The sequence below is a fragment of the Streptomyces sp. NPDC092045 genome, from assembly GCF_044756005.1.
In the GTDB taxonomy this organism is placed as follows: Bacteria; Actinomycetota; Actinomycetes; order Streptomycetales; family Streptomycetaceae; genus Streptomyces.
The window spans coordinates 241531-258723 of sequence record NZ_JBIVSC010000002.1 but is presented as its reverse complement, the minus strand read 5'-3'; the positions used below and the strand labels follow the sequence as shown (position 1 = coordinate 258723).

General features: G+C 74.2%; 18 protein-coding genes. 6 read left to right on the top strand and 12 right to left on the bottom strand.

Annotated elements, in window-relative coordinates; genetic code table 11:
- Positions 1-24: 24 nt before the first annotated feature.
- From ACIQKA_RS07940 to ACIQKA_RS07930, 3 genes are all read right to left on the bottom strand, one after another.
- On the bottom strand, positions 25-1086 hold the full coding sequence (locus ACIQKA_RS07940; protein ID WP_402540379.1) for a PDR/VanB family oxidoreductase: 1062 nt from the start codon (positions 1084-1086) through the stop codon (positions 25-27).
- On the bottom strand, positions 1086-1970 hold the full coding sequence (locus ACIQKA_RS07935) for a metal-dependent hydrolase (RefSeq protein WP_402540377.1): 885 nt from the start codon (positions 1968-1970) through the stop codon (positions 1086-1088). Before ACIQKA_RS07935 ends, ACIQKA_RS07940 begins: the two co-directional genes overlap by 1 nt.
- 92 nt (positions 1971-2062) lie before the next feature.
- Positions 2063-2863, bottom strand: coding sequence for a tyrosine-protein phosphatase (locus ACIQKA_RS07930; protein WP_383157541.1), 801 nt, complete (start codon positions 2861-2863; stop codon positions 2063-2065).
- A 160-nt stretch (positions 2864-3023) separates the two neighbouring features.
- Between ACIQKA_RS07930 and ACIQKA_RS07925 the strand changes: the two genes are divergently transcribed.
- Entirely contained in the window at positions 3024-3428 is a 405-nt protein-coding gene (locus ACIQKA_RS07925; protein WP_402540375.1) for a hypothetical protein, read from the top strand.
- Positions 3429-3729: 301 nt separating this feature from the next.
- On the opposite strand, the gene ACIQKA_RS07920 is transcribed toward ACIQKA_RS07925, so the two are convergent.
- Positions 3730-4731 (bottom strand): NAD-dependent epimerase/dehydratase family protein, encoded by a 1002-nt coding sequence (locus ACIQKA_RS07920; RefSeq protein ID WP_383157536.1) that lies wholly within the window; start codon positions 4729-4731, stop codon positions 3730-3732.
- A gap of 151 nt (positions 4732-4882) precedes the next feature.
- On the opposite strand from ACIQKA_RS07920, the gene ACIQKA_RS07915 reads away from it, so the two are divergent.
- Entirely contained in the window at positions 4883-5602 is a 720-nt protein-coding gene (locus ACIQKA_RS07915) for a hypothetical protein (protein ID WP_383157533.1), read from the top strand.
- 51 nt (positions 5603-5653) lie between these two features.
- A complete protein-coding gene (locus ACIQKA_RS07910; protein WP_402540374.1) occupies positions 5654-7099 on the top strand; it encodes a PepSY-associated TM helix domain-containing protein in 1446 nt (481 codons plus the stop codon).
- An 18-nt stretch (positions 7100-7117) separates the two neighbouring features.
- Here the strand turns inward: ACIQKA_RS07910 and ACIQKA_RS07905 are convergent, their stop codons facing one another.
- The 4 genes from ACIQKA_RS07905 to ACIQKA_RS07890 all read right to left on the bottom strand — a co-directional run bounded on the left by ACIQKA_RS07905 (position 7118) and on the right by ACIQKA_RS07890 (position 11832).
- Positions 7118-7672, bottom strand: a complete 555-nt coding sequence (locus tag ACIQKA_RS07905; RefSeq protein ID WP_390105924.1) for a winged helix-turn-helix domain-containing protein — start codon at positions 7670-7672, stop codon at positions 7118-7120.
- A gap of 362 nt (positions 7673-8034) precedes the next feature.
- The gene (gene glnII, locus ACIQKA_RS07900) at positions 8035-9066 is read right to left on the bottom strand and encodes a glutamine synthetase (RefSeq protein WP_383157527.1); all 1032 of its coding nucleotides are present in this window, start codon (positions 9064-9066) and stop codon (positions 8035-8037) included.
- Between the two features lie 211 nt (positions 9067-9277).
- Positions 9278-10441 (bottom strand): ARPP-2 domain-containing protein, encoded by a 1164-nt coding sequence (locus tag ACIQKA_RS07895; RefSeq protein ID WP_383157525.1) that lies wholly within the window; start codon positions 10439-10441, stop codon positions 9278-9280.
- Positions 10438-11832 (bottom strand): hypothetical protein, encoded by a 1395-nt coding sequence (locus ACIQKA_RS07890; protein ID WP_383441381.1) that lies wholly within the window; start codon positions 11830-11832, stop codon positions 10438-10440. Before ACIQKA_RS07890 ends, ACIQKA_RS07895 begins: the two co-directional genes overlap by 4 nt.
- A 201-nt stretch (positions 11833-12033) precedes the next feature.
- Between ACIQKA_RS07890 and ACIQKA_RS07885 the strand changes: the two genes are divergently transcribed.
- Entirely contained in the window at positions 12034-12939 is a 906-nt protein-coding gene (locus ACIQKA_RS07885) for a Gfo/Idh/MocA family protein (RefSeq protein ID WP_402540371.1), read from the top strand.
- 146 nt (positions 12940-13085) lie between these two features.
- Here the strand turns inward: ACIQKA_RS07885 and ACIQKA_RS07880 are convergent, their stop codons facing one another.
- Positions 13086-13448: an arsenate reductase family protein gene (locus ACIQKA_RS07880; protein ID WP_383441385.1), complete on the bottom strand. Its 363-nt coding sequence runs from the start codon at positions 13446-13448 to the stop codon at positions 13086-13088.
- A gap of 161 nt (positions 13449-13609) precedes the next feature.
- On the opposite strand from ACIQKA_RS07880, the gene ACIQKA_RS07875 reads away from it, so the two are divergent.
- Positions 13610-13885, top strand: coding sequence for a hypothetical protein (locus ACIQKA_RS07875; protein ID WP_030205803.1), 276 nt, complete (start codon positions 13610-13612; stop codon positions 13883-13885).
- A gap of 73 nt (positions 13886-13958) precedes the next feature.
- Here ACIQKA_RS07875 and glnA read toward each other — a convergent pair whose 3' ends face one another.
- Positions 13959-15383: a type I glutamate--ammonia ligase gene (gene glnA, locus ACIQKA_RS07870; RefSeq protein WP_383157515.1), complete on the bottom strand. Its 1425-nt coding sequence runs from the start codon at positions 15381-15383 to the stop codon at positions 13959-13961.
- A 257-nt stretch (positions 15384-15640) separates the two neighbouring features.
- Here glnA and ACIQKA_RS07865 point away from each other — a divergent pair, with 257 nt between their 5' ends.
- Positions 15641-16108, top strand: coding sequence for an RDD family protein (locus ACIQKA_RS07865; RefSeq protein WP_383431199.1), 468 nt, complete (start codon positions 15641-15643; stop codon positions 16106-16108).
- A 71-nt stretch (positions 16109-16179) separates the two neighbouring features.
- On the opposite strand, the gene ACIQKA_RS07860 is transcribed toward ACIQKA_RS07865, so the two are convergent.
- Both ACIQKA_RS07860 and ACIQKA_RS07855 read right to left on the bottom strand, forming a co-directional pair.
- On the bottom strand, positions 16180-16884 hold the full coding sequence (locus ACIQKA_RS07860; RefSeq protein WP_383154466.1) for a DUF4191 domain-containing protein: 705 nt from the start codon (positions 16882-16884) through the stop codon (positions 16180-16182).
- A gap of 10 nt (positions 16885-16894) precedes the next feature.
- Positions 16895-17110 carry a hypothetical protein gene (locus ACIQKA_RS07855; RefSeq protein WP_062756304.1) on the bottom strand — a complete coding sequence of 72 codons (216 nt, stop codon included), beginning with the start codon at positions 17108-17110 and terminating at the stop codon, positions 16895-16897.
- Positions 17111-17193: the final 83 nt, after the last annotated feature.

Genomic DNA, 17193 nt, shown 5'->3' with positions numbered 1-17193 from the left:
GAAGGGCCCCCGTGGGGCGGGGGCCTACAGGTCGAGCACGAGCCGCTTCCCCGTGCAGCGCGAGACGCAGATCAGCATCGAGTCGTCCCGCTCGGCGTCGGTGAGCAACTCGTCCCGGTGGTCGATCCCGCCCGCGAGCACCCGCTGCCGGCAGGTCCCGCAGAAGCCCTGCCGGCAGGAGTACGGGACGTCCGGCACCTCCGCGCGGACCGCGTCCAGGAGCGACTGGCCGGCCGCCACCGCCACCGTGCGGCCGGAGCGGCGCAGTTCGACCTCGAAGGGGGCGCCGCCGGTCGTGGCGGACGCCGAGAAGCGCTCCAGGCGCGGGACCAGGCCCTCGGGCATCGCCGCGCCGACCGCGTCCATGAGGCCGTCGGGACCGCAGCAGTACACGGCCGTCCCCTCCGGTACGTCCGCGAGGAAGCCCAGGTCGGGGAAGCCCGACTCGTCCTCGGCGACGACGGTCGTACGGCCGCCGCCCAGCGCCTCGACCCCGGCGAGGTACGGCATGGTGGCGCGGCTCCGGCCGCAGTAGAGCAGCCGCCAGTCCGCCCCGGCCGCCTCGGCGGCGCGCAGCATGGGCAGGACCGGGGTGATGCCGATGCCTCCGGCGACGAAGACGTACGCGGGGGCGTCGACGAACGGGAAGCGGTTCCGGGGGCCCCGGATATGGACCTCCACGCCCTCGCGGAGCCGCTCGTGGACCTCGCGCGAACCGCCCCGGCCGCCCTGCCCGGCCCCGACGAGCCGGGTGGCCACCGTGTACGCGCCGGTGTCGGCGGGGTCGCCGCAGAGCGAGTACTGCCGGACGAGCCCGGAGGGCAGGACCAGGTCGATGTGGGCGCCCGGCCGCCAGGCGGGCAGATCGGCGCCTTCGAGGCGCAGCTCCACGACGCCCTCGGCGGGCGCGGTGCGGCCGGTGATCAGCGCCTTGCGCGGGACGGTGCCGCCCCGGCCGTAGCCGGAGACCGGCTCGTCCAGGGCGGGCATCGGCCACAGCGGGGCGGTGGACATGCGGCGGCGGACGGCGCGGCGGACGAGCAGGGCGGTCCCGGCGGCGAGCGCGACGGCGGCGAACCGGGGCATCAGTGGCCCCCGTTGGCGCCGGGCGAGGAGGCGAGGTAGGCGAGGGCCTGCTCGGTGTCGCCCTCCTGGGAGGGGTGGTAGGACCGGCTGAGGTAGCGGGGGATGGACCGCAGCATGGCCGGGGTGGAGGGCAGCACGCCCTGCCGGCCCTTGCGGACGAAGTCCGCGAAGGAGGCCTTCGGGTCGAGCAGGCTCGGGTCGTTCTCCATGAAGAACCGGATGCCCCGCTGCCAGAGGAAGACGAGCGCGCCGAAGGCGAGCGCCCAGGTGCGGGCGCGGCGCCGGTAGCCGCCGTCCAGGTGGATGAAGAGCTCGAAGGCGACCGAGCGGTGCTCGACCTCCTCGGCGCCGTGCCAGCGCAGCAGGTCGAGCATGGTCGGATCGGCGCCGACCCGGTCGAGCTCGTCGGCGTTGAGGACCCAGTCGCCCAGGAAGGCGGTGTAGTGTTCGATGGCGGCGATCATCGCGACCCGCTCCATCAGCCACCAGCGGCGCGGCCGGCCCGGCGGCAGGGTGCGGTCCCCGAGCAGCTTCTCGAAGAACCAGTCGACCTGCGCGGTGTACGGGGTGGGGTCCAGGCCCAGCTTCCGCAGGTGCGGCAGGACGTCGTCGTGGGCCTGGGAGTGGATCGCCTCCTGGCCGATGAAGCCGATGACGTCCTCGCGGAGCCGGTCGTCCGTGACGTGCGGCAGCGCCTGCTTGTAGACGTGCACGAACCAGCGCTCGCCGGCCGGGAGGAGCAGGTGCAGCACGTTGATGGTGTGCGTGGTGAACGGATCGCCCGGAACCCAGTGGAGCGGCGTCTCCTCCCAGTCGAAGGAGACTTTGCGGGCCCTGAGCTCGACGTGCTCCGACGCCACCGGTGCGGGCTGCGTATTAGACATGCCGTCAATGTACTGAGGGGTAAGCGGCGGGAACAGGTACGTGCGGGCTCTTTTTGCGGGCGGGGGAGCGCGGGGCCCGGCACCCGAACCCGTCAGTCGTCCGCCGCCGTCAGCCGCTCGCGGATCCGCTCCGTCACCCCGTCCGGCACCCCGAGCCCCTCCCGCACGTACTTCTCCATCGAACCGTGCCGCACCGCCACCTCGTCGAGCGCCGCGTCCAGGTACTCCGGGAGCACTCCGATCAGTTCGAGCGCCAGCTCCGGGTCGCCGCCCTGGGCCGTGAACCCCTCGATCATCGGAGCGAACGCCTGCCGCACCGCCGGATTGACCGACAGGTACTCCTCCCGGACCGTCTCCTCGTCCGCCCCGAGCAGCGACAGGACGACCGTCGCCGCCCACCCCGTCCTGTCCTTGCCCGCCGTGCAGTGGAAGAGCAGCGGCCCGGCGTCCGGCGCGCCCAGTTCGGCGAGGAGGGCGGCGTAGGAGGCGCGGGCGGAGTCGGCCGAGACGAAGGCCCGGTAGGTGCGGGCGAAGGCCGCCCGCATCCGGCCCCCGCCGAGGTGCTCCTCGGCCAGGGCCGGCTGCGAGAGCAGCGTCTTCAGGCGCGCGGCCGGCGGCAGCCCGCTGGTGGCCAGCCAGTCGGCGAGCACGTCCGCGACGAGCAGCCGCGCACCGGCCGGCAGCCGGTCGGGCCGCTCCCCGCGCTCGGCGTCCGTGCGGAGGTCCACGACCGTGCGGACGCCCAGGCCCGCCACGGCGGGATCGCCCGGGTCGAGCCGGTCGAGCTGCGCGGACCGGAACGCGAGCCCCGGACGGACCGTCCGTCCGCCGGGGAGCGGCAGCCCCCCGAGGTCGCGGAGGTTGGCGACGGAGACGGCGGGAATGGCGGCCATGGCGTCGGCTCCTCCGGTTCGTACCTCGTCGGCACTCTTCGTTCCTCTTCGCCCCCTCCCTGCCGACCGTAAGCGATCGCGCCGGGAGGGGCAGGTCCTGGCGGCCCCCCGGGTCACCGGCCCCCGCCCGGCCGTGCCGGGGAACTGTTTGAATGCTCCGGTGATCGAGATTCTGATGGCCCTGGCGGCCGGCGGGCTGGTGACCTGGCTGGTCCGGCGCAAGGCGCGGCAGCGCGTGGAGGAGGCCGGGCGGGGCGACGGGGTCGCGGTCCCCTGCATGCTGCGGCACCCCGTGCGCGAGGGCCGGTGGCTGCGGGGGCGGATGCTGGTGGGCCCCGCCGGGATGACGTGGGAGCCGAGCACCAGGGCCGGGGCGGCGGTGTCGCTCCCGGCGGAGCTGCGGCGGACCGGCCTGCGCGCCCCCTCGCTGCGCGAGGCGATGACCATCAACGGCGCCTCCAGGATCGTCGAGTGCGCCTCCCCGGAGGGCCCCGTCCTCATCGCCGTCATGCCGTACGAGGCGGAGCAGGTCCTCAAGGCGCTGGACGGGGTGGAAGAGGAGTAGCGGGGGAGCGGGCACCCGCCGGTCGGGAGCGGGCGTCCGCCGGTCAGGAACGGCCGCCCGCCGGTGAGGAGTGGGCACCCGTCGGTCAGGAACGGCCGCCCGCCGGTGGGGAGTGGGCACCCGCCGGTCAGGAACGGCCGCCCGCCGGTGGGGAGCGGGCACCTGCCCGTCAGGAACGGCTGCCTGCCCGTGGGGAGCGGGCACCCGTCCGTCAGGAACGGCCGCCTCCCGGAACGGCGACGGCCACGGACGACGTCTTCCGGGCGGGCGCCCCCGAACGCGCCCGCCCGCCCCCACCCCTTCACCCCCCGGCGAGCGCCGCCAGCACCTCCGCCTCGCGCTCCGGGGAGAGGCCGACCCCCGGGCGGTCCGGCCGCTGGGGCGCGACCCCGCCGAGGGACTCCAGCCACGCCCAGGTGTCCGCGACCGTCTCCGCCACGGGCCGGCAGCGCAGCCCGGCCGCGAGCGCGCGGGACACGTCGGCCGTGTGCATCGCGTCGTACGTCTCGCCCGGCGGCAGCCACACGGGCAGCTCCGACCACGGCTCCGCCCCCGCCGCGACCAGCTCCTCCGGCGCGGTCCAGCGCAGCTCGGCGCCCGAACCGGTCGCCCGGACACAGGCGTCCAGGAACTCGCCCATGGTGGTGTGCCCGGACGGCGAGACGAGGTTGTACGGCCCCGAGAGCCCGGCCTCCACCGCGTCGAGCGTCCACGCGGCCAGGTCGCGCACGTCCACGTACTGGATCGGCGCCGTCCTCGGCCCCGGGGCCAGGACCGGGCCGCCGCGCGCGATCCGGTTCAGCCACCAGGGCAGCCGCCCCACGTTCTCGTACGGACCGAGGACCAGGCCCGCGCGGACGAACAGCGCCCGGTCGGCGCCGAAGGCGGCCGCGGCGGCCAGCTCCCCGCCCCGCTTGGCCTCCGCGTACGGCACGTCCCCGTCGTCCGGCGAACCCTCCACCAGCGGCCCGTCCTCCGCGAGTCCGGCCGCCGGAGGCCAGGCGTACACGGAACGGCTCGACACGTACGCGTACCGCCCGACCCGGTCCGCGAGCAGCCCGGCCGCGTCCCGCACCGCCGAGGGGGCCGCCGACCAGGTGTCCACGACCGCGTCCCAGGAGCCCCCGGCGAGGGCGGCGAGACCGTCCGCACCGCCGGTGCGGTCGCCCGTGAGGGACCGGGCCCCCTTCGGGGCGGCGTGCCGGCCCCGGTGGAAGACCGTCACCTCCCAGCCCCGTTCGAGCGCGTCCTCGACGACCGCGCGGCCCACGAACTCCGTACCTCCGAGCATCAGCAGTTTCATGATCGGAGCCTGCCCGGCGGCCCGGTCGGGGGCCAGCGCTTCCGCTCCCGGAGGATTCCGCCGGGGGCGGAAACGGAAGGCGGAGGAGGGAGGGAGCGGGCGGGCGAGGGGGTCTGTTCGGCCAGATGGCGGGATGACACCATGGCGGGCGATGACGGATGCCCGGTCGCCCCTGCGCGCCCTGCGAGCCGCGCTGTTCGCGGCGGTGTGCGTGGCTTTGGCGGCCGTGGGGCATTCGTCCCTGTCTGCGCACCGGCTTCCGGCCGCCGCCCTCCTCGGCGCCTTCGCCGTGACGGCCGCCCTCGCCTGGGCCGCGGCCGGACGCCGCCGGGGCGCGCCCGCGATCGCGGGTGCGCTGCTCGCCCTCCAAGGGGCGCTCCACGCCCTCTTCTCGGCGACGGGCGCCCACGGAGGGCACACGGCCGGCCCGGCGCTCCCGGCCGGACCCGCCGCCGCGGCCCACCACCACGCGACGCACGGCACGCACGACGCGGCCGGCCCCGTGACGGGCACGGAAGGGGCCGCCTCCGCCCTGGACCCGGCCGTCGCGCAGACCGTGGACTCCGTCCTGGCCTCCGGCCCCGGCATGCTCGCCGTCCACCTCCTCGCCGCGCTCCTCTGCGGCCTCTGGCTGGCCCGCGGGGAGGCCGCGCTCTTCGCGCTCGCCCGCGCCGCCCTCGCGTACGCCTTCACCCCGCTGCGGCTGCTGTTCGCGCGCGTCCACGTCCCCGACGCCCCGCGCGGCCCGGTCCGCCGGGCCCGGCGGAGCGCCCACCGCCCGCACACCGTCGTCCTCGCCCACACCCTGTCCCGGCGCGGTCCGCCCCGACCGTCCGCACCCCGCGCCACGGCCCTCGGAGCACACGTCTGACCCGGGGGCCGCTCCCCCCTGTCTGCCGCACCGAGAACGAGGACGGTCCCCATGACGATCGACGATCCCGCACGCCCGGAAACACCCCCGCAAGAACCACCCGCCACGCCCCGGGAGACGCCCCGCAAGCCCACCACCTGGAGCGCCCTCCGCCCCCTCCTCCTCCGCGTCCACTTCTACGCGGGCGTCCTCGTCGCCCCGTTCCTCCTCGTCGCCGCCCTCAGCGGCCTGCTCTACGCGCTCTCCTTCCAGGCCGAGAAGGTGGTCTACGCGCACGAGCTGGAGGTCCCCGTCGGCGACACGACCCTGCCACTCTCCCGTCAGGCCGACATCGCCAGGGAAGCCAACCCGGACGGCACCGTCACCGCCGTCTGGCCCGGCGCCGAACCCGGCGCGACCACCCGGGTCCTGATGACCGACCCCGACGCCCCCGAGGGCACCTCGCTCGCCGTCTTCGTCGACCCGTACACCGGGGACGTCCGCGGGCAGCTCCCCAGCTACGGCAGCTCCGGCGCCCTGCCGCTGCGCACCTGGATCGACGGCCTCCACCGCGACCTGCACCTCGGCGAGGCCGGCCGCAACTACAGCGAGCTCGCCGCGAGCTGGCTGTGGGTGATAGCGCTCGGCGGCCTGCTGCTCTGGCTCGGCCGGCGCCGGAAGAACCGCCGCGCCCTGTTCGTGCCGGAGGGCGGCCCGGCCTCCCGCCGCCGCACCCTCTCCTGGCACGGCTCGGTCGGCCTGTGGGCGGCGGCCGGCCTCGTCCTGCTCTCGGCCACGGGCCTGACCTGGTCGCGGTACGCGGGCGAGAACATCGGCACCGTCCAGGACGGCCTCGGCGGCGCGACCCCCGTCCTCACCGCGACGGTCGGCGGCGCGCCCACCGGCCACGAGGGGCACGAGGGCCACGGGGGCGGCCCCGGCGGCACCGCCGAACCCGCCGCCCAGGGACCGGACATGGGTCTGGACGGGGCCGTCGGGGCGGCCCGCGCGGCGGGCGTCGACAGCCCGCGGATCTCGGTGGTCCTGCCCGCCGACGGCAAGGGGTACGTGGTCAAGGAGACCGACACGCAGTTCCCGCTCGAACTGGACTCGGTCGCCCTCGACCCGGCCGACGGCACGGTCCTCGACCGGCTCGCCTTCGCGGACTACCCGCTGCTCGCGAAGCTCACCCGGATCGGCATCGACGCGCACACGGGCGTCTTCCTGGGCCTGTTCAACCAGCTGCTGCTGGCGGCCCTCGCCCTCGCGCTCGTCCTGTTGATCCTCTGGGGCTACCGGATGTGGTGGCTGCGCCGCCCGGGCCGCCCGGCGGCGCGCGGGGCCTGGCGGAAGGTCCCGGTCACCCTGCTGCTCCCGCTCGCGGCGGCCACGGCGCTCGTCGCGTGGTTCGTCCCGCTGCTCGGGATCAGCCTGCTGCTGTTCCTGGCCGTCGACCTCGCCCTCGCCCTGGCCGCGAGGGTCAGGACGAGGGCGGAGGAGAGGAACCGGCCGGTCTGACCGGGCCGAACGCCCCGGTCAGGGCGTGTACTTGTAGCCGACCCGCCGCACGGTCTGGATCGTGTGGCGGTGCTCGGCGCCCAGCTTGCGGCGCAGCCGCGCCACGTGGACGTCGACCGTGCGCCCGTCGCCGACGTGCCCGTACCCCCACACCGTGGTGACCAACTGGTCCCGGGTGTGCACCCGGTGGGGGTGCGCCACCAGGTGGGCGAGGAGTTCGAACTCCAGGTACGTCAGGTCCAGCTGCTCCCCGTCCACGACGGCGACCCGCTGCACGTCGTCGATGGTCACCGGCCCCCGCTCCTCGGCCGCGACGGGCGCGGTCACGGGGGAGGGGACGGCCACGGGCAGGTGCGGCTGCTGGTCGGCCGGGACGAGCACGAGGTACCCGATCATCGGCGGGCGGCCCGGCAGCACGGGCAGCGCGTGCTGCGGCGCGGGCAGCAGGGTGGCGCCGGGCGGCAGGAAGTCCGCCACCTGGGAGAAGTCGACGACCTCGTTCGGATCGACGGCACGCAGTCGGTGCCGGCCGGGACGGACGGCCGTGAGGGAGGCGCTCTGGGTGTGGGCCATGGCAGGTCAGCTCTTTCGCGCGGAGAAACGGACGGACAGGAGTCGTACGTCGTGCGCGTCGGCCGAAGGCCGGGTATCGGACGGGGCCGATCGGGGCTTTAGAGGGCCGACGCGTTCCTCGCGCGGCAACACACCCGGTCGAAGTCGTGATGCTGCCGGGAAGGCCAGAACGGCTCCAGGTCGTGACGACCCGTCGCGGTGTCGTTCTGCAGGTTGGCCATATCCCTATTGAACCAGAAGGGAAACACCGGGACGACCCCCGGAGCGGTCGGAACCTGTGGCGTGCGTCCCACATGACGGAAGGGGCGCCCACCGTACGAAACGGTGGGCGCCCCTCCGGAAGTCGTCCGGCAGCCTTCCGGTCAGACCTGGCCGGCCTTCGCCAGGGCCTCGCAGCAGGTGTCCACCAGGAGGCGGGTCACCACGTACGGGTCGACGTTGGCGTTCGGGCGGCGGTCCTCGATGTAGCCCTTGCGGTCCTGCTCGACCTGCCACGGGATGCGGACCGAGGCGCCGCGGTCCGAGACGCCGTAGGAGTACTTGTCCCACGGGGCGGTCTCGTGCAGGCCCGTCAGGCGGTCGTCGATGCCGGCGCCGTAGTTCTTGACGTGGTCGAGCGGCTTCGAGCCCTCGCCGAGGGACTCGCACGCGGTGATGATCGCGTCGTAGCCCTCGCGCATCGCCTTCGTGGAGAAGTTGGTGTGCGCGCCCGCGCCGTTCCAGTCGCCCTTCACCGGCTTCGGGTCCAGCGTCGCCGAGACGTCGAAGTCCTCGGCCGTGCGGTACAGCAGCCAGCGGGCGATCCACAGCTGGTCGGAGACCTCCAGGGGCGCCAGCGGGCCGACCTGGAACTCCCACTGGCCGGGCATGACCTCGGCGTTGATGCCGGAGATGCCGAGACCGGCCGCCAGGCAGTTCTCCAGGTGCGCCTCGACGACGTCGCGGCCGAAGATCTCGTCCGCGCCGACGCCGCAGTAGTAACCGCCCTGCGCGGCCGGGAAGCCGGCCTCGGGGAAGCCCAGCGGGCGGGAGCCCTTGAAGAAGGTGTACTCCTGCTCGATGCCGAAGATCGGCTCCTGCGAGGCGTACGTCGCGGCGACCTCGGCGAGCGCGGCGCGCGTGTTGGACGAGTGCGGCGTCATGTCCGTGTTGAGGACCTCGCACAGGACCAGGACGTCGTCGCCGCCGCGGATCGGGTCCGGGCAGACGAAGACCGGCTTGAGGACGCGGTCCGAGGCGTGGCCCTCGGCCTGGTTCGTGCTGGAACCGTCGAAGCCCCAGATCGGCAGCTCGTCGAGCGCCGGGACCTCACCGACGATGATCTTCGTCTTGGAACGGAGCTTCGCGGTCGGCTCGGTGCCGTCGATCCAGATGTACTCAGCCTTGAAGGTCACGGGGCTCATCCTTAGGGCGCGTGGCGTGCTGCTGGGGTTTCCCCCGGCGCCCGGAGGCGGCGGGAGGGGCTGCCCGCGGCGGCTCGCGGCGCTGCGAGAAGCTGCGGTCTCCGCGCGCTCCGGCCGGGGCCGGACCGTACGGTTGCTTTCGGACCGCAGCTTCGCAACACGGGATTTCCCGTCGGTTGCCCGTTTGTGAACCCCGTGTTACTCAGCCTTCCCGGTCCTCCCGCAGCCTCCGTGCGACGACGTGGGCCTCCAGGAGGCCCCCGAGTCCGGCCGCTTCGATCCGCCGCACGAGCTCGGCGTACGTGGTGCCCAGCGCCTCCGCGGTCCGCCCGAGGTGCCAGTCGTGGTCCGCCAGGCGGTGCAGCAGGTGCCCCTTCCTGACCTGCTTGTCCGAGAGCCGGAAGGTCTTCAGGTAGGCCGTCCGCCCCCGGTGGTCGGTGATCAGCTCCCCGATGTGCTGCTCCCGCCCGTCCCGCCGGAATGGCGGCAGGAACCGGTACAGGTCGAACGGCCCCGCCCGGTACACCCGCTCGAAGGAGTACGACGTCTCCAGGAGGTCCCGCGCCATCAGCCCGTCGTGCGCCGCCGCCCACGCCCGCTCCTGCCCCAGGGCCGCCGCCCGCAGGTCCGCGAGCGTGCGGATCCCGCCGGCGCCGTCCCGGATCCGCGCCGTGAACTCCGGCACCGGGGCGCCGTAGTGGGCGTACTGGTGGACGAGCTCCCCGTACAGGTCCTCGATCAGCGTCGGGTGCAGGACCCGGTAGTCCTCCGGGTGCGGCACCACGAAGGCGGCGGCCAGCGCGTCGGCCACGTACAGGAGCGTCCCGCACTGCCCCGGGTGCAGCTCGAACACCCGCAGCGCCTCCCCGAGCCCCGGCACGCCCCACCCGGCGTACGCGGCCTCGGCCCGCGGCGAGAGCCCGCGCCGCACCGCCTCCCGGGACCAGTCGTCCCAGACCACGGACGGCCCGCCGAAGTGCAGCGCGAGATAGCCCTCCAGGGCGAGGTGCAGCGGCAGGAACCGCAGCCGCCGCTCGCCCCGCCGGCGCTTGGCCAGGCGGTGGACGCGGCGCACGGGCACGCACGGCGGCGGCTCTCCGGCGCGGTCGCCGAGCAGCGTCCCGTACGCGGCGGACTCGCCGTCCTGCCGGGCGCCGGACCAGTCGGCGACGAAGCCGTGCGGGACGTACGAGGTGTACGCCGTCCGGTCGCCGAGCTCCACCGAGGCCGTCCCGGACCCCTCGTACGCCTCCCGGCGCAGCCGCAGTCCGGCCACCGGCTCGGACCGCACGAGCGGCACGAGCCGCACCCCGCCCCACACCTGCGCGGGCCGCACGTCGAGCCCGCCCAGATCGATCCGGGTCACCCTCCGGCCCCCTTCAGAAACGTCTCCACCCGCCGGTCCAGATGGGCCCGCAGCTCCCCGAACCCCGTCCGGCCCTCCGCGAACTGCGCGATCTCCACCAGGGCCGCCAGGTCCTCCGCGTCCCGGACGCCCGCGGTAGGCACCCCGGGCGCGAGCCGGCGCACGTCGAAGCCCTCGGCGTCGTATACGGGGTTGAGGTGCACGACGCTCGTCCGCCGCTCCGGATCGAGCCGCGTCCGCCACACCCGGAGGACCTCGCCCGCGAGCCCCGGCGGGGCGTTGTCCCAGCCGTCCGAGACGATCACGAGCCGCTCGGGGCCGGTCTCCAGGGCGTCCAGGACCCGCAGGCCGAGCGGGGTCGGGCCGTACGGCCGGACGAGCAGCGGATCGTTCCCGCCGGAGGTCCACAGCGGGGCGTACGCGCCCGGTGCCGCGAGGGCCTCCAGGAGGAAGTGGCAGCCCAGGGCCACGGCCAGCGGACGCCGCCGCTTCACCGCCGAACCGGAGGACGAGAAGCTGTCGTCGAGCACGGCCGCCACCCGCCCCCAGCTCCCCGCGTGCGGCCCGGCCGCGCGCCGGGCGGCGGCCCGCAGCGCCCCGGTCAGCTCGCCCCGCCGGGCGGCCCGCTCCCCGAACGGCAGCGAGAGCACGTACACCGCGAGCCGGGTCAGCGGCATGGCCGACAGGTCCCGCGCGGTCCCCGCCGCGCGCGCGGTCCTGAGCCGTTCGGACCGGGTCATCCGGGGCGCGATCCGCTCCAGGAACGCCGCGCGGGGCACCCCGTGCCGCGCGGCGAACCCCTCGGCGACGGTGAACGGCAGCTCGTACAGCGCGCCCTGCTCGTGGTGCGCCCTGCGGTACGCGTCGAGCAGCGGGCTCCCGTACCGGACGCGGCGGCGGGGCGCGAAGAGGAAGTCGCCCGTCTCCGGGTCGGCGGCCGGCCCGTGGACGTGCCGGAGGGCGGTCTTCAGACCGGGCCGGTACTTCACGGCGTCGAGCGCCGGGTCGGGCCGGGCCGCGATCCACTCGCGCACGATCGCGCGCGTGCGCCGGTTGTTGACCCCGGCGGCGCGCAGCGTCCGGAACAGCCGGTAGACCCGCTGCGGCGGCATCAGGGCGAGCCGGGCGGCGATCAGCCGTCCCTCGCCCGGCCCGGCCTCCGCCGGGGTGCGCAGCAGGTGCTCGACGACGAGGGCCGCGTTGTGGTCGTTGATGTCGAGCGCGAGCGCGGCGGCGTACACGGGACGGTAGTTGACCCGTACGTACGCGTGGAGGAAGGCGAGCGAGAGCCGCTGCTCGCCGGCGGAGGAGCGGAACTCGCGCTGCCCGGTGGCGGTGACGGCGGCGTTGACGAAGAGGAGCACGTCCTCGGCGGCGACGAGCTCGGACACGGGCCTTCCCCCCCCTCGTTCAGGTGCCGGCCGGGGAATGAGGGCGCGAACAGCGAAGACGTTGCTTCAGAGGCAGGTTCCGGAAGTCGCGCCGGAGTCCCGCGGCCGGCGGGGGAACGCTAACCCGGACGGGACGGGCGGGGCCAGGGGATTTCGCACCCGCCGCCGTCGTGCGGGGGGACCACCCGGCAGACTGTGACCATGGCGAAGCAGCTCGGGGCGAGGCCCCGCATCGGACTCCTCGGCACCGGCCCCTGGGCCGGTCACACGCACGCGCCCGCGCTCGCCGGGCACCCGGACGTCGAGTTCAGCGGGGTGTGGGGCAGGCGTCCGGAGGCGGCGGAGGCGCTGGCCGCCGCGTCGGGCACGCGCGCGTACGGGGACGTGGACGCCCTCTTCGCGGCGAGCGACGCGGTGGCCCTCGCCCTCCCGCCGGACGTGCAGGCCCCGCTGGCGGTGCGGGCCGCGGCCGCCGGCTGCCACGTCCTCCTGGACAAGCCGGTCGCCACGACGGTGGCCGGGGCCCGCGAGGTGGCCGGCGCCGTCGAGGCGGGCGGGGTCGCCTCGGTGGTCTTCTGCACCCTGCGGTTCGCGGAGCCGACGGCCTCCTGGATCGAGGAGCGGGCGGCGGCGGACGGCTGGTTCCTGGGCGAGGCGCACTGGCTGGGCTCGCTCTACGGCTCCGGCTCCACGAGCGAGTACGCGGCCTCGCCCTGGCGGCGCGAGAAGGGCGGCCTGTGGGACGTGGGCCCGCACGTCCTGTCGGTCTACCTGCCGATCCTGGGGGACGTCACGGAGATCACGGCCGCGCCGGGTCCGGGCGACACCCACCACCTGGTGCTGCGGCACGCGTCGGGGGCGAGCAGCACCGCGACGCTCACCCTGAGCGCCCCGCCGGAGGCGGCGGAGGCGGCCCTCGCCCTGTACGGCACGGAGGGCCGCGCCGAGATGCCCCGCTGGGACGGCGCGGTGGACGCCTTCGGGGCGGCCGTGGACGCCCTGGTCGCGTCGGCCCGCACGGGCGTGCCCCACCCCTGCGACGCCCGCTTCGGCCTGCGCCTCACGGAGATCCTGACGGAGGCGGAGCGGCTGGCGGCCGGGGCCTGAGGCTCCGGGCCCGGCCTCGGGGACACGAACCCCGGGACCACCCCTCGGCGGCCGGGACAGGCCGGCCAGGGACCACCCCTCGGCGGCCGGGACGAGCTGCCCCGGGACCGCCCTCGGCGGCCTGTGCAGACCGGCCCCGGGGCCCCTCAGCCGCGGGAGAGCGCGTCCCGCACGGCCTCCTCGGACCGCCCCACGACGGCGGTGCCGTCCTCGGCGGTGATGATCGGCCGCTGGATGAGCCCCGGGTGCGCGGCGAGGGCCTCGATCCACCGGTCGCGGCCCTCCGCGTTCCGGGGCCACTCCTTCACCCCGAGCTCCTTCGCCTCGGCCTCCTGGGTCCGGGCGACGTCCCACGGTTCGAGCCCGAGCCGCCCGAGCACCTCCCGGATCTCGTCGGCCGAGGGCACGTCCTCCAGATAGCGCCGGACGGTGTACTCGGCCCCTTCGGCGTCGAGCAGCGCGAGGGCGCTCCGGCACTTGGAACAGGCGGGATTGATCCAGATCTCCATGGCGCACACGGTACCCCCGCGACCTCCCTCCGTGAGCCCCTCCGTGCCCCCGAAAACCCGTCCTGGCCAGGGACGACTGTCAGTGGGGGCCGGTAAAATAATGGGTGAAGGTGAGGGTCCCGAGGAGGGCCCGCACCCCGCCGTTCGCCAGGAGGTAGCCCATGGCTCTCGCCGTGATCCGGACGCCGTCCCTCGAACCCTGGAAGCCGCTCCAGAAGCAGCCGCTCCCCGCGGGCCGGCCCCGCGAGTGGTACGTCACGCACAACCGGCGCCTGAAGGCCATGCGCCTCGCGATCGCCCTCCTCGACGCCGGCGTCTACGTCCCGTCGAAGGCCACGAACGCGACCATACGCACCACGGCCGAGCAGCTCGGCATCCACCCGCCCTCGGACACCACCTGCCGCATGGTCCGCGCCCTGATCCGCTACGGGCGCTGACGGGGCCGCGAGCACGGCGAAGGCCGCCGCCCGGAGCCTTCCGGACGGCGGCCTTCGCTTTTCGCCCCGCGATCTAGAGGTCGAAGTAGAGCTCGAACTCGTGCGGGTGCGGGCGCAGCTGGATCGGGGCGATCTCGTTGGTGCGCTTGTAGTCGATCCAGGTCTCGATCAGGTCCGACGTGAAGACGCCACCGGCCTGGAGGTACTCGTTGTCCTCCTCCAGGGCGGAGAGGACGGCCTCCAGGTTGGTCGGGACCTGCGGGACGTTGGCGTGCTCCTCCGGAGCCAGCTCGTACAGGTCCTTGTCGATCGGCTCCAGCGGCTCGATCTTGTTCTTGATGCCGTCGAGGCCCGCGAGGAGCAGCGCCGAGAAGGCGAGGTACGGGTTCGAGGACGGGTCCGGCGCGCGGAACTCGACGCGCTTGGCCTTCGGGTTCGCGCCCGTGATCGGGATGCGCATGGCGGCGGAGCGGTTGCGCTGCGAGTACACCATGTTGACCGGGGCCTCGAAGCCCGGGACCAGGCGGTGGTACGAGTTCACCGTCGGGTTGGTGAAGGCGAGCAGCGACGGGGCGTGCTTGAGGATGCCGCCGATGTAGTAGCGGGCGGTGTCCGACAGGCCCGCGTAGCCCGTCTCGTCGTAGAACAGCGGGTCGCCGTTGGCCCACAGCGACTGGTGGACGTGCATGCCCGAGCCGTTGTCGCCGAAGATCGGCTTCGGCATGAAGGTCGCGGTCTTGCCGTTCCGCCAGGCGACGTTCTTGATGATGTACTTGAACAGCATCAGGTCGTCGGCCGAGGCCAGCAGCGTGTTGAACTTGTAGTTGATCTCGGCCTGGCCGGCGGTGCCGACCTCGTGGTGCTGGCGCTCGACCTGGAGGCCGACGTTCTCCAGTTCCAGGGACATCTCCGAGCGCAGGTCGGCGAAGTGGTCGACCGGCGGGGCCGGGAAGTAGCCGCCCTTGTAGCGGACCTTGTAGCCGCGGTTGTTCTCCTCCGCACCGGTGTTCCAGGCGCCGGCCTCGGAGTCGATGTGGTAGAACCCCTGGTTCGCCGAGGTCTCGAAGCGCACCGAGTCGAACACGTAGAACTCGGCCTCGGGGCCGAAGTACGCGGTGTCGGCGATGCCGGTGGAGGCGAGGTACGCCTCCGCCTTCTTCGCGATGTTGCGCGGGTCACGGCTGTACGCCTCGCCCGTGATCGGGTCGTGGATGAAGAAGTTGATGTTCAGAGTCTTGTCGCGGCGGAAGGGGTCCACCCGGGCCGTCGACAGGTCGGCGCGCAGCGACATGTCCGACTCGTGGATGGCCTGGAAGCCGCGGATCGACGACCCGTCGAACGCGAGCTCCTCCGACGGGTCGAAGGCCGAGGCGGGGATCGTGAAGTGCTGCATCACGCCCGGAAGGTCGCAGAACCGGACGTCGACCATCTTGACGTCGTTGTCCTTGATGAACTTCTGAGTCTCTTCGGCGTTCTGGAACCCGTGCGTCTGGGACATCCCACTCCTCCTACTCCCGGCCCGGGGAGGGGCGGGGTTTGCAGCTCGGTCGTGCGGCCAGTGCGGTGGCACACGCTGGACCCGACCATAGGCAGACGGGATTTCTCAAGCATGACCCAATTGTTTCGTCGAAGTTAACCGGGGTGGGTGCCGGTCGTGCTCCGGGCATGGGTCCGTTCCCGCCGCCGGGGGGTCCTCGGACCTCCACCCGCTACCCGGGCCGAAGAGATCGAAAACGGGCACAGTACCGTGGTCGGGTGGACAACAGGCAAGCAATCGGATCGTGGCTCTCCGGCCCCCGCGCGGCGGCCGAGGACGCAGGCGTCGACTTCGGCTACCGGGGTCAGCAGCTCGGACTGCCCGAGGAGGGGCCCGGCTCGATCGCCCGCCCCGGACGGCGCCTCGGCGCCCTCGCCGTCGACTGGGCCCTCTGCATGCTGATCGCATACGGCCTGGTCACCGACGGCTACGATCAGGCCACCGGCAACTGGGCCCTCGTCATCCTGCTCGTCCTGAGCGTCCTGACGGTCGGCACCGTCGGCTCCACGCCGGGCAAGCGGCTCTTCGGCCTGCGGGTGGTCTCCGTGCGCGGCGGCCGTCTCGGCCTCCTCCGCGTGGCGCTCCGCTCCGTCCTCGTCTGCCTGGCGATCCCGGCCCTGATCTGGGACCGTGACGGCCGCGGCCTCCACGACCGCCTCTCCGGCGCCGTCCAGGTCCGCATCTGACGCACCGAACACGCGAGGGGGGCTCCGGACCGCACGGTCCGGAGCCCCCCTCGCGTGTTCGGTCGGGCGCGTCAGCGCATCTTTCCGCCGCGCGGCATCCGCATGCCCTTCGGCATCGGACCCTTCGGCAGCGGCATGTTGCTCATCAGGTCGCCCATCGCCCGCAGCCGGTCGTTGGCGGCGGTCACCTGCGGGCCGGAGAGCACCCGGGGCAGCTTCAGCATGGTCGTGCGGACCTTCTTCAGCGGCACCTGGCCCTCGCCGTCGCCGACGATGATGTCGTGCACGGGCACGTCCACCACGACGCGGTTCATGCGCTTCTTCTCGGCCGCGAGGAGCGTCTTGACCCGGTTCGGGTTGCCCTCGGCGACCAGGACGATGCCCGCCCGGCCGACCGCGCGGTGCACGACGTCCTGGCTGCGGTTCATCGCGACCGCGGGGGTCGTCGTCCAGCCGCGCCCGACGTTCTGGAGCACCGCCGCCGCCGCGCCCGGCTGGCCCTCCATCTGCCCGAAGGCCGCGGTCTCGGCGCGCCGTCCGAAGACGATGGCCGCCGCCAGGAGGCCCAGGACCAGGCCCAGGACGCCCAGGTAGACCGGATGACCGATGAGGAAGCCGATCGCGAGGAGGACACCGAGTACGCCGATGCCCACGCCTGCGACGACGAGACCGACCTTCGGGTCGGCCTTCCGGGTCATCTTGTACGTGAGGGCGATCTGCTTCAGTCGCCCGGGGTTGGCAGCGTCAGCGCTGCTCGTGTTTGCCTTCCTCGCCATGTCCTGAAGTTTACGTGGCCCGGGAAGCCCGGCCCGACGCGACCTCCATCACGCGCTGGGCCTCGACCCGGTCCTTGGCGCGGCGCCGGTCCTCCAGGACGGAGTTCCAGGCGTTGCGCCGGGCGGTGCGCTGGCCGGAGCCCAGGAGCAGCGACTCCACGGCCCTCAGGGCGTCGGTGACGGACGGGATCGCGGTGACGCGGACGTGCGTCGATGCGGCCGGCATGGCGGGGTCCTCCCTCGAAGGCGGGTGAGACGAGGCGGGGGTGCGAGCGGGCGGTGGCGGTGGGTGAAACCAGGCTCACAGAT

Coding starts and splice junctions, on each gene's coding strand:
- glnA (WP_383157515.1), bottom strand. CDS start 15,383: ATGTCCCAGACGCACGGGTTCCAGAACGCCGAAGAGACTCAGAAGTTC.
- ACIQKA_RS07880 (WP_383441385.1), bottom strand. CDS start 13,448: ATGGAGATCTGGATCAATCCCGCCTGTTCCAAGTGCCGGAGCGCCCTC.
- ACIQKA_RS07855 (WP_062756304.1), bottom strand. CDS start 17,110: ATGCCGGCCGCATCGACGCACGTCCGCGTCACCGCGATCCCGTCCGTC.
- ACIQKA_RS07935 (WP_402540377.1), bottom strand. CDS start 1,970: ATGTCTAATACGCAGCCCGCACCGGTGGCGTCGGAGCACGTCGAGCTC.
- ACIQKA_RS07940 (WP_402540379.1), bottom strand. CDS start 1,086: ATGCCCCGGTTCGCCGCCGTCGCGCTCGCCGCCGGGACCGCCCTGCTC.
- ACIQKA_RS07910 (WP_402540374.1), top strand. CDS start 5,654: ATGACGATCGACGATCCCGCACGCCCGGAAACACCCCCGCAAGAACCA.
- ACIQKA_RS07860 (WP_383154466.1), bottom strand. CDS start 16,884: ATGGCGAGGAAGGCAAACACGAGCAGCGCTGACGCTGCCAACCCCGGG.
- ACIQKA_RS07920 (WP_383157536.1), bottom strand. CDS start 4,731: ATGAAACTGCTGATGCTCGGAGGTACGGAGTTCGTGGGCCGCGCGGTC.
- ACIQKA_RS07930 (WP_383157541.1), bottom strand. CDS start 2,863: ATGGCCGCCATTCCCGCCGTCTCCGTCGCCAACCTCCGCGACCTCGGG.
- ACIQKA_RS07875 (WP_030205803.1), top strand. CDS start 13,610: ATGGCTCTCGCCGTGATCCGGACGCCGTCCCTCGAACCCTGGAAGCCG.
- ACIQKA_RS07905 (WP_390105924.1), bottom strand. CDS start 7,672: ATGGCCCACACCCAGAGCGCCTCCCTCACGGCCGTCCGTCCCGGCCGG.
- ACIQKA_RS07885 (WP_402540371.1), top strand. CDS start 12,034: ATGGCGAAGCAGCTCGGGGCGAGGCCCCGCATCGGACTCCTCGGCACC.
- ACIQKA_RS07915 (WP_383157533.1), top strand. CDS start 4,883: ATGACGGATGCCCGGTCGCCCCTGCGCGCCCTGCGAGCCGCGCTGTTC.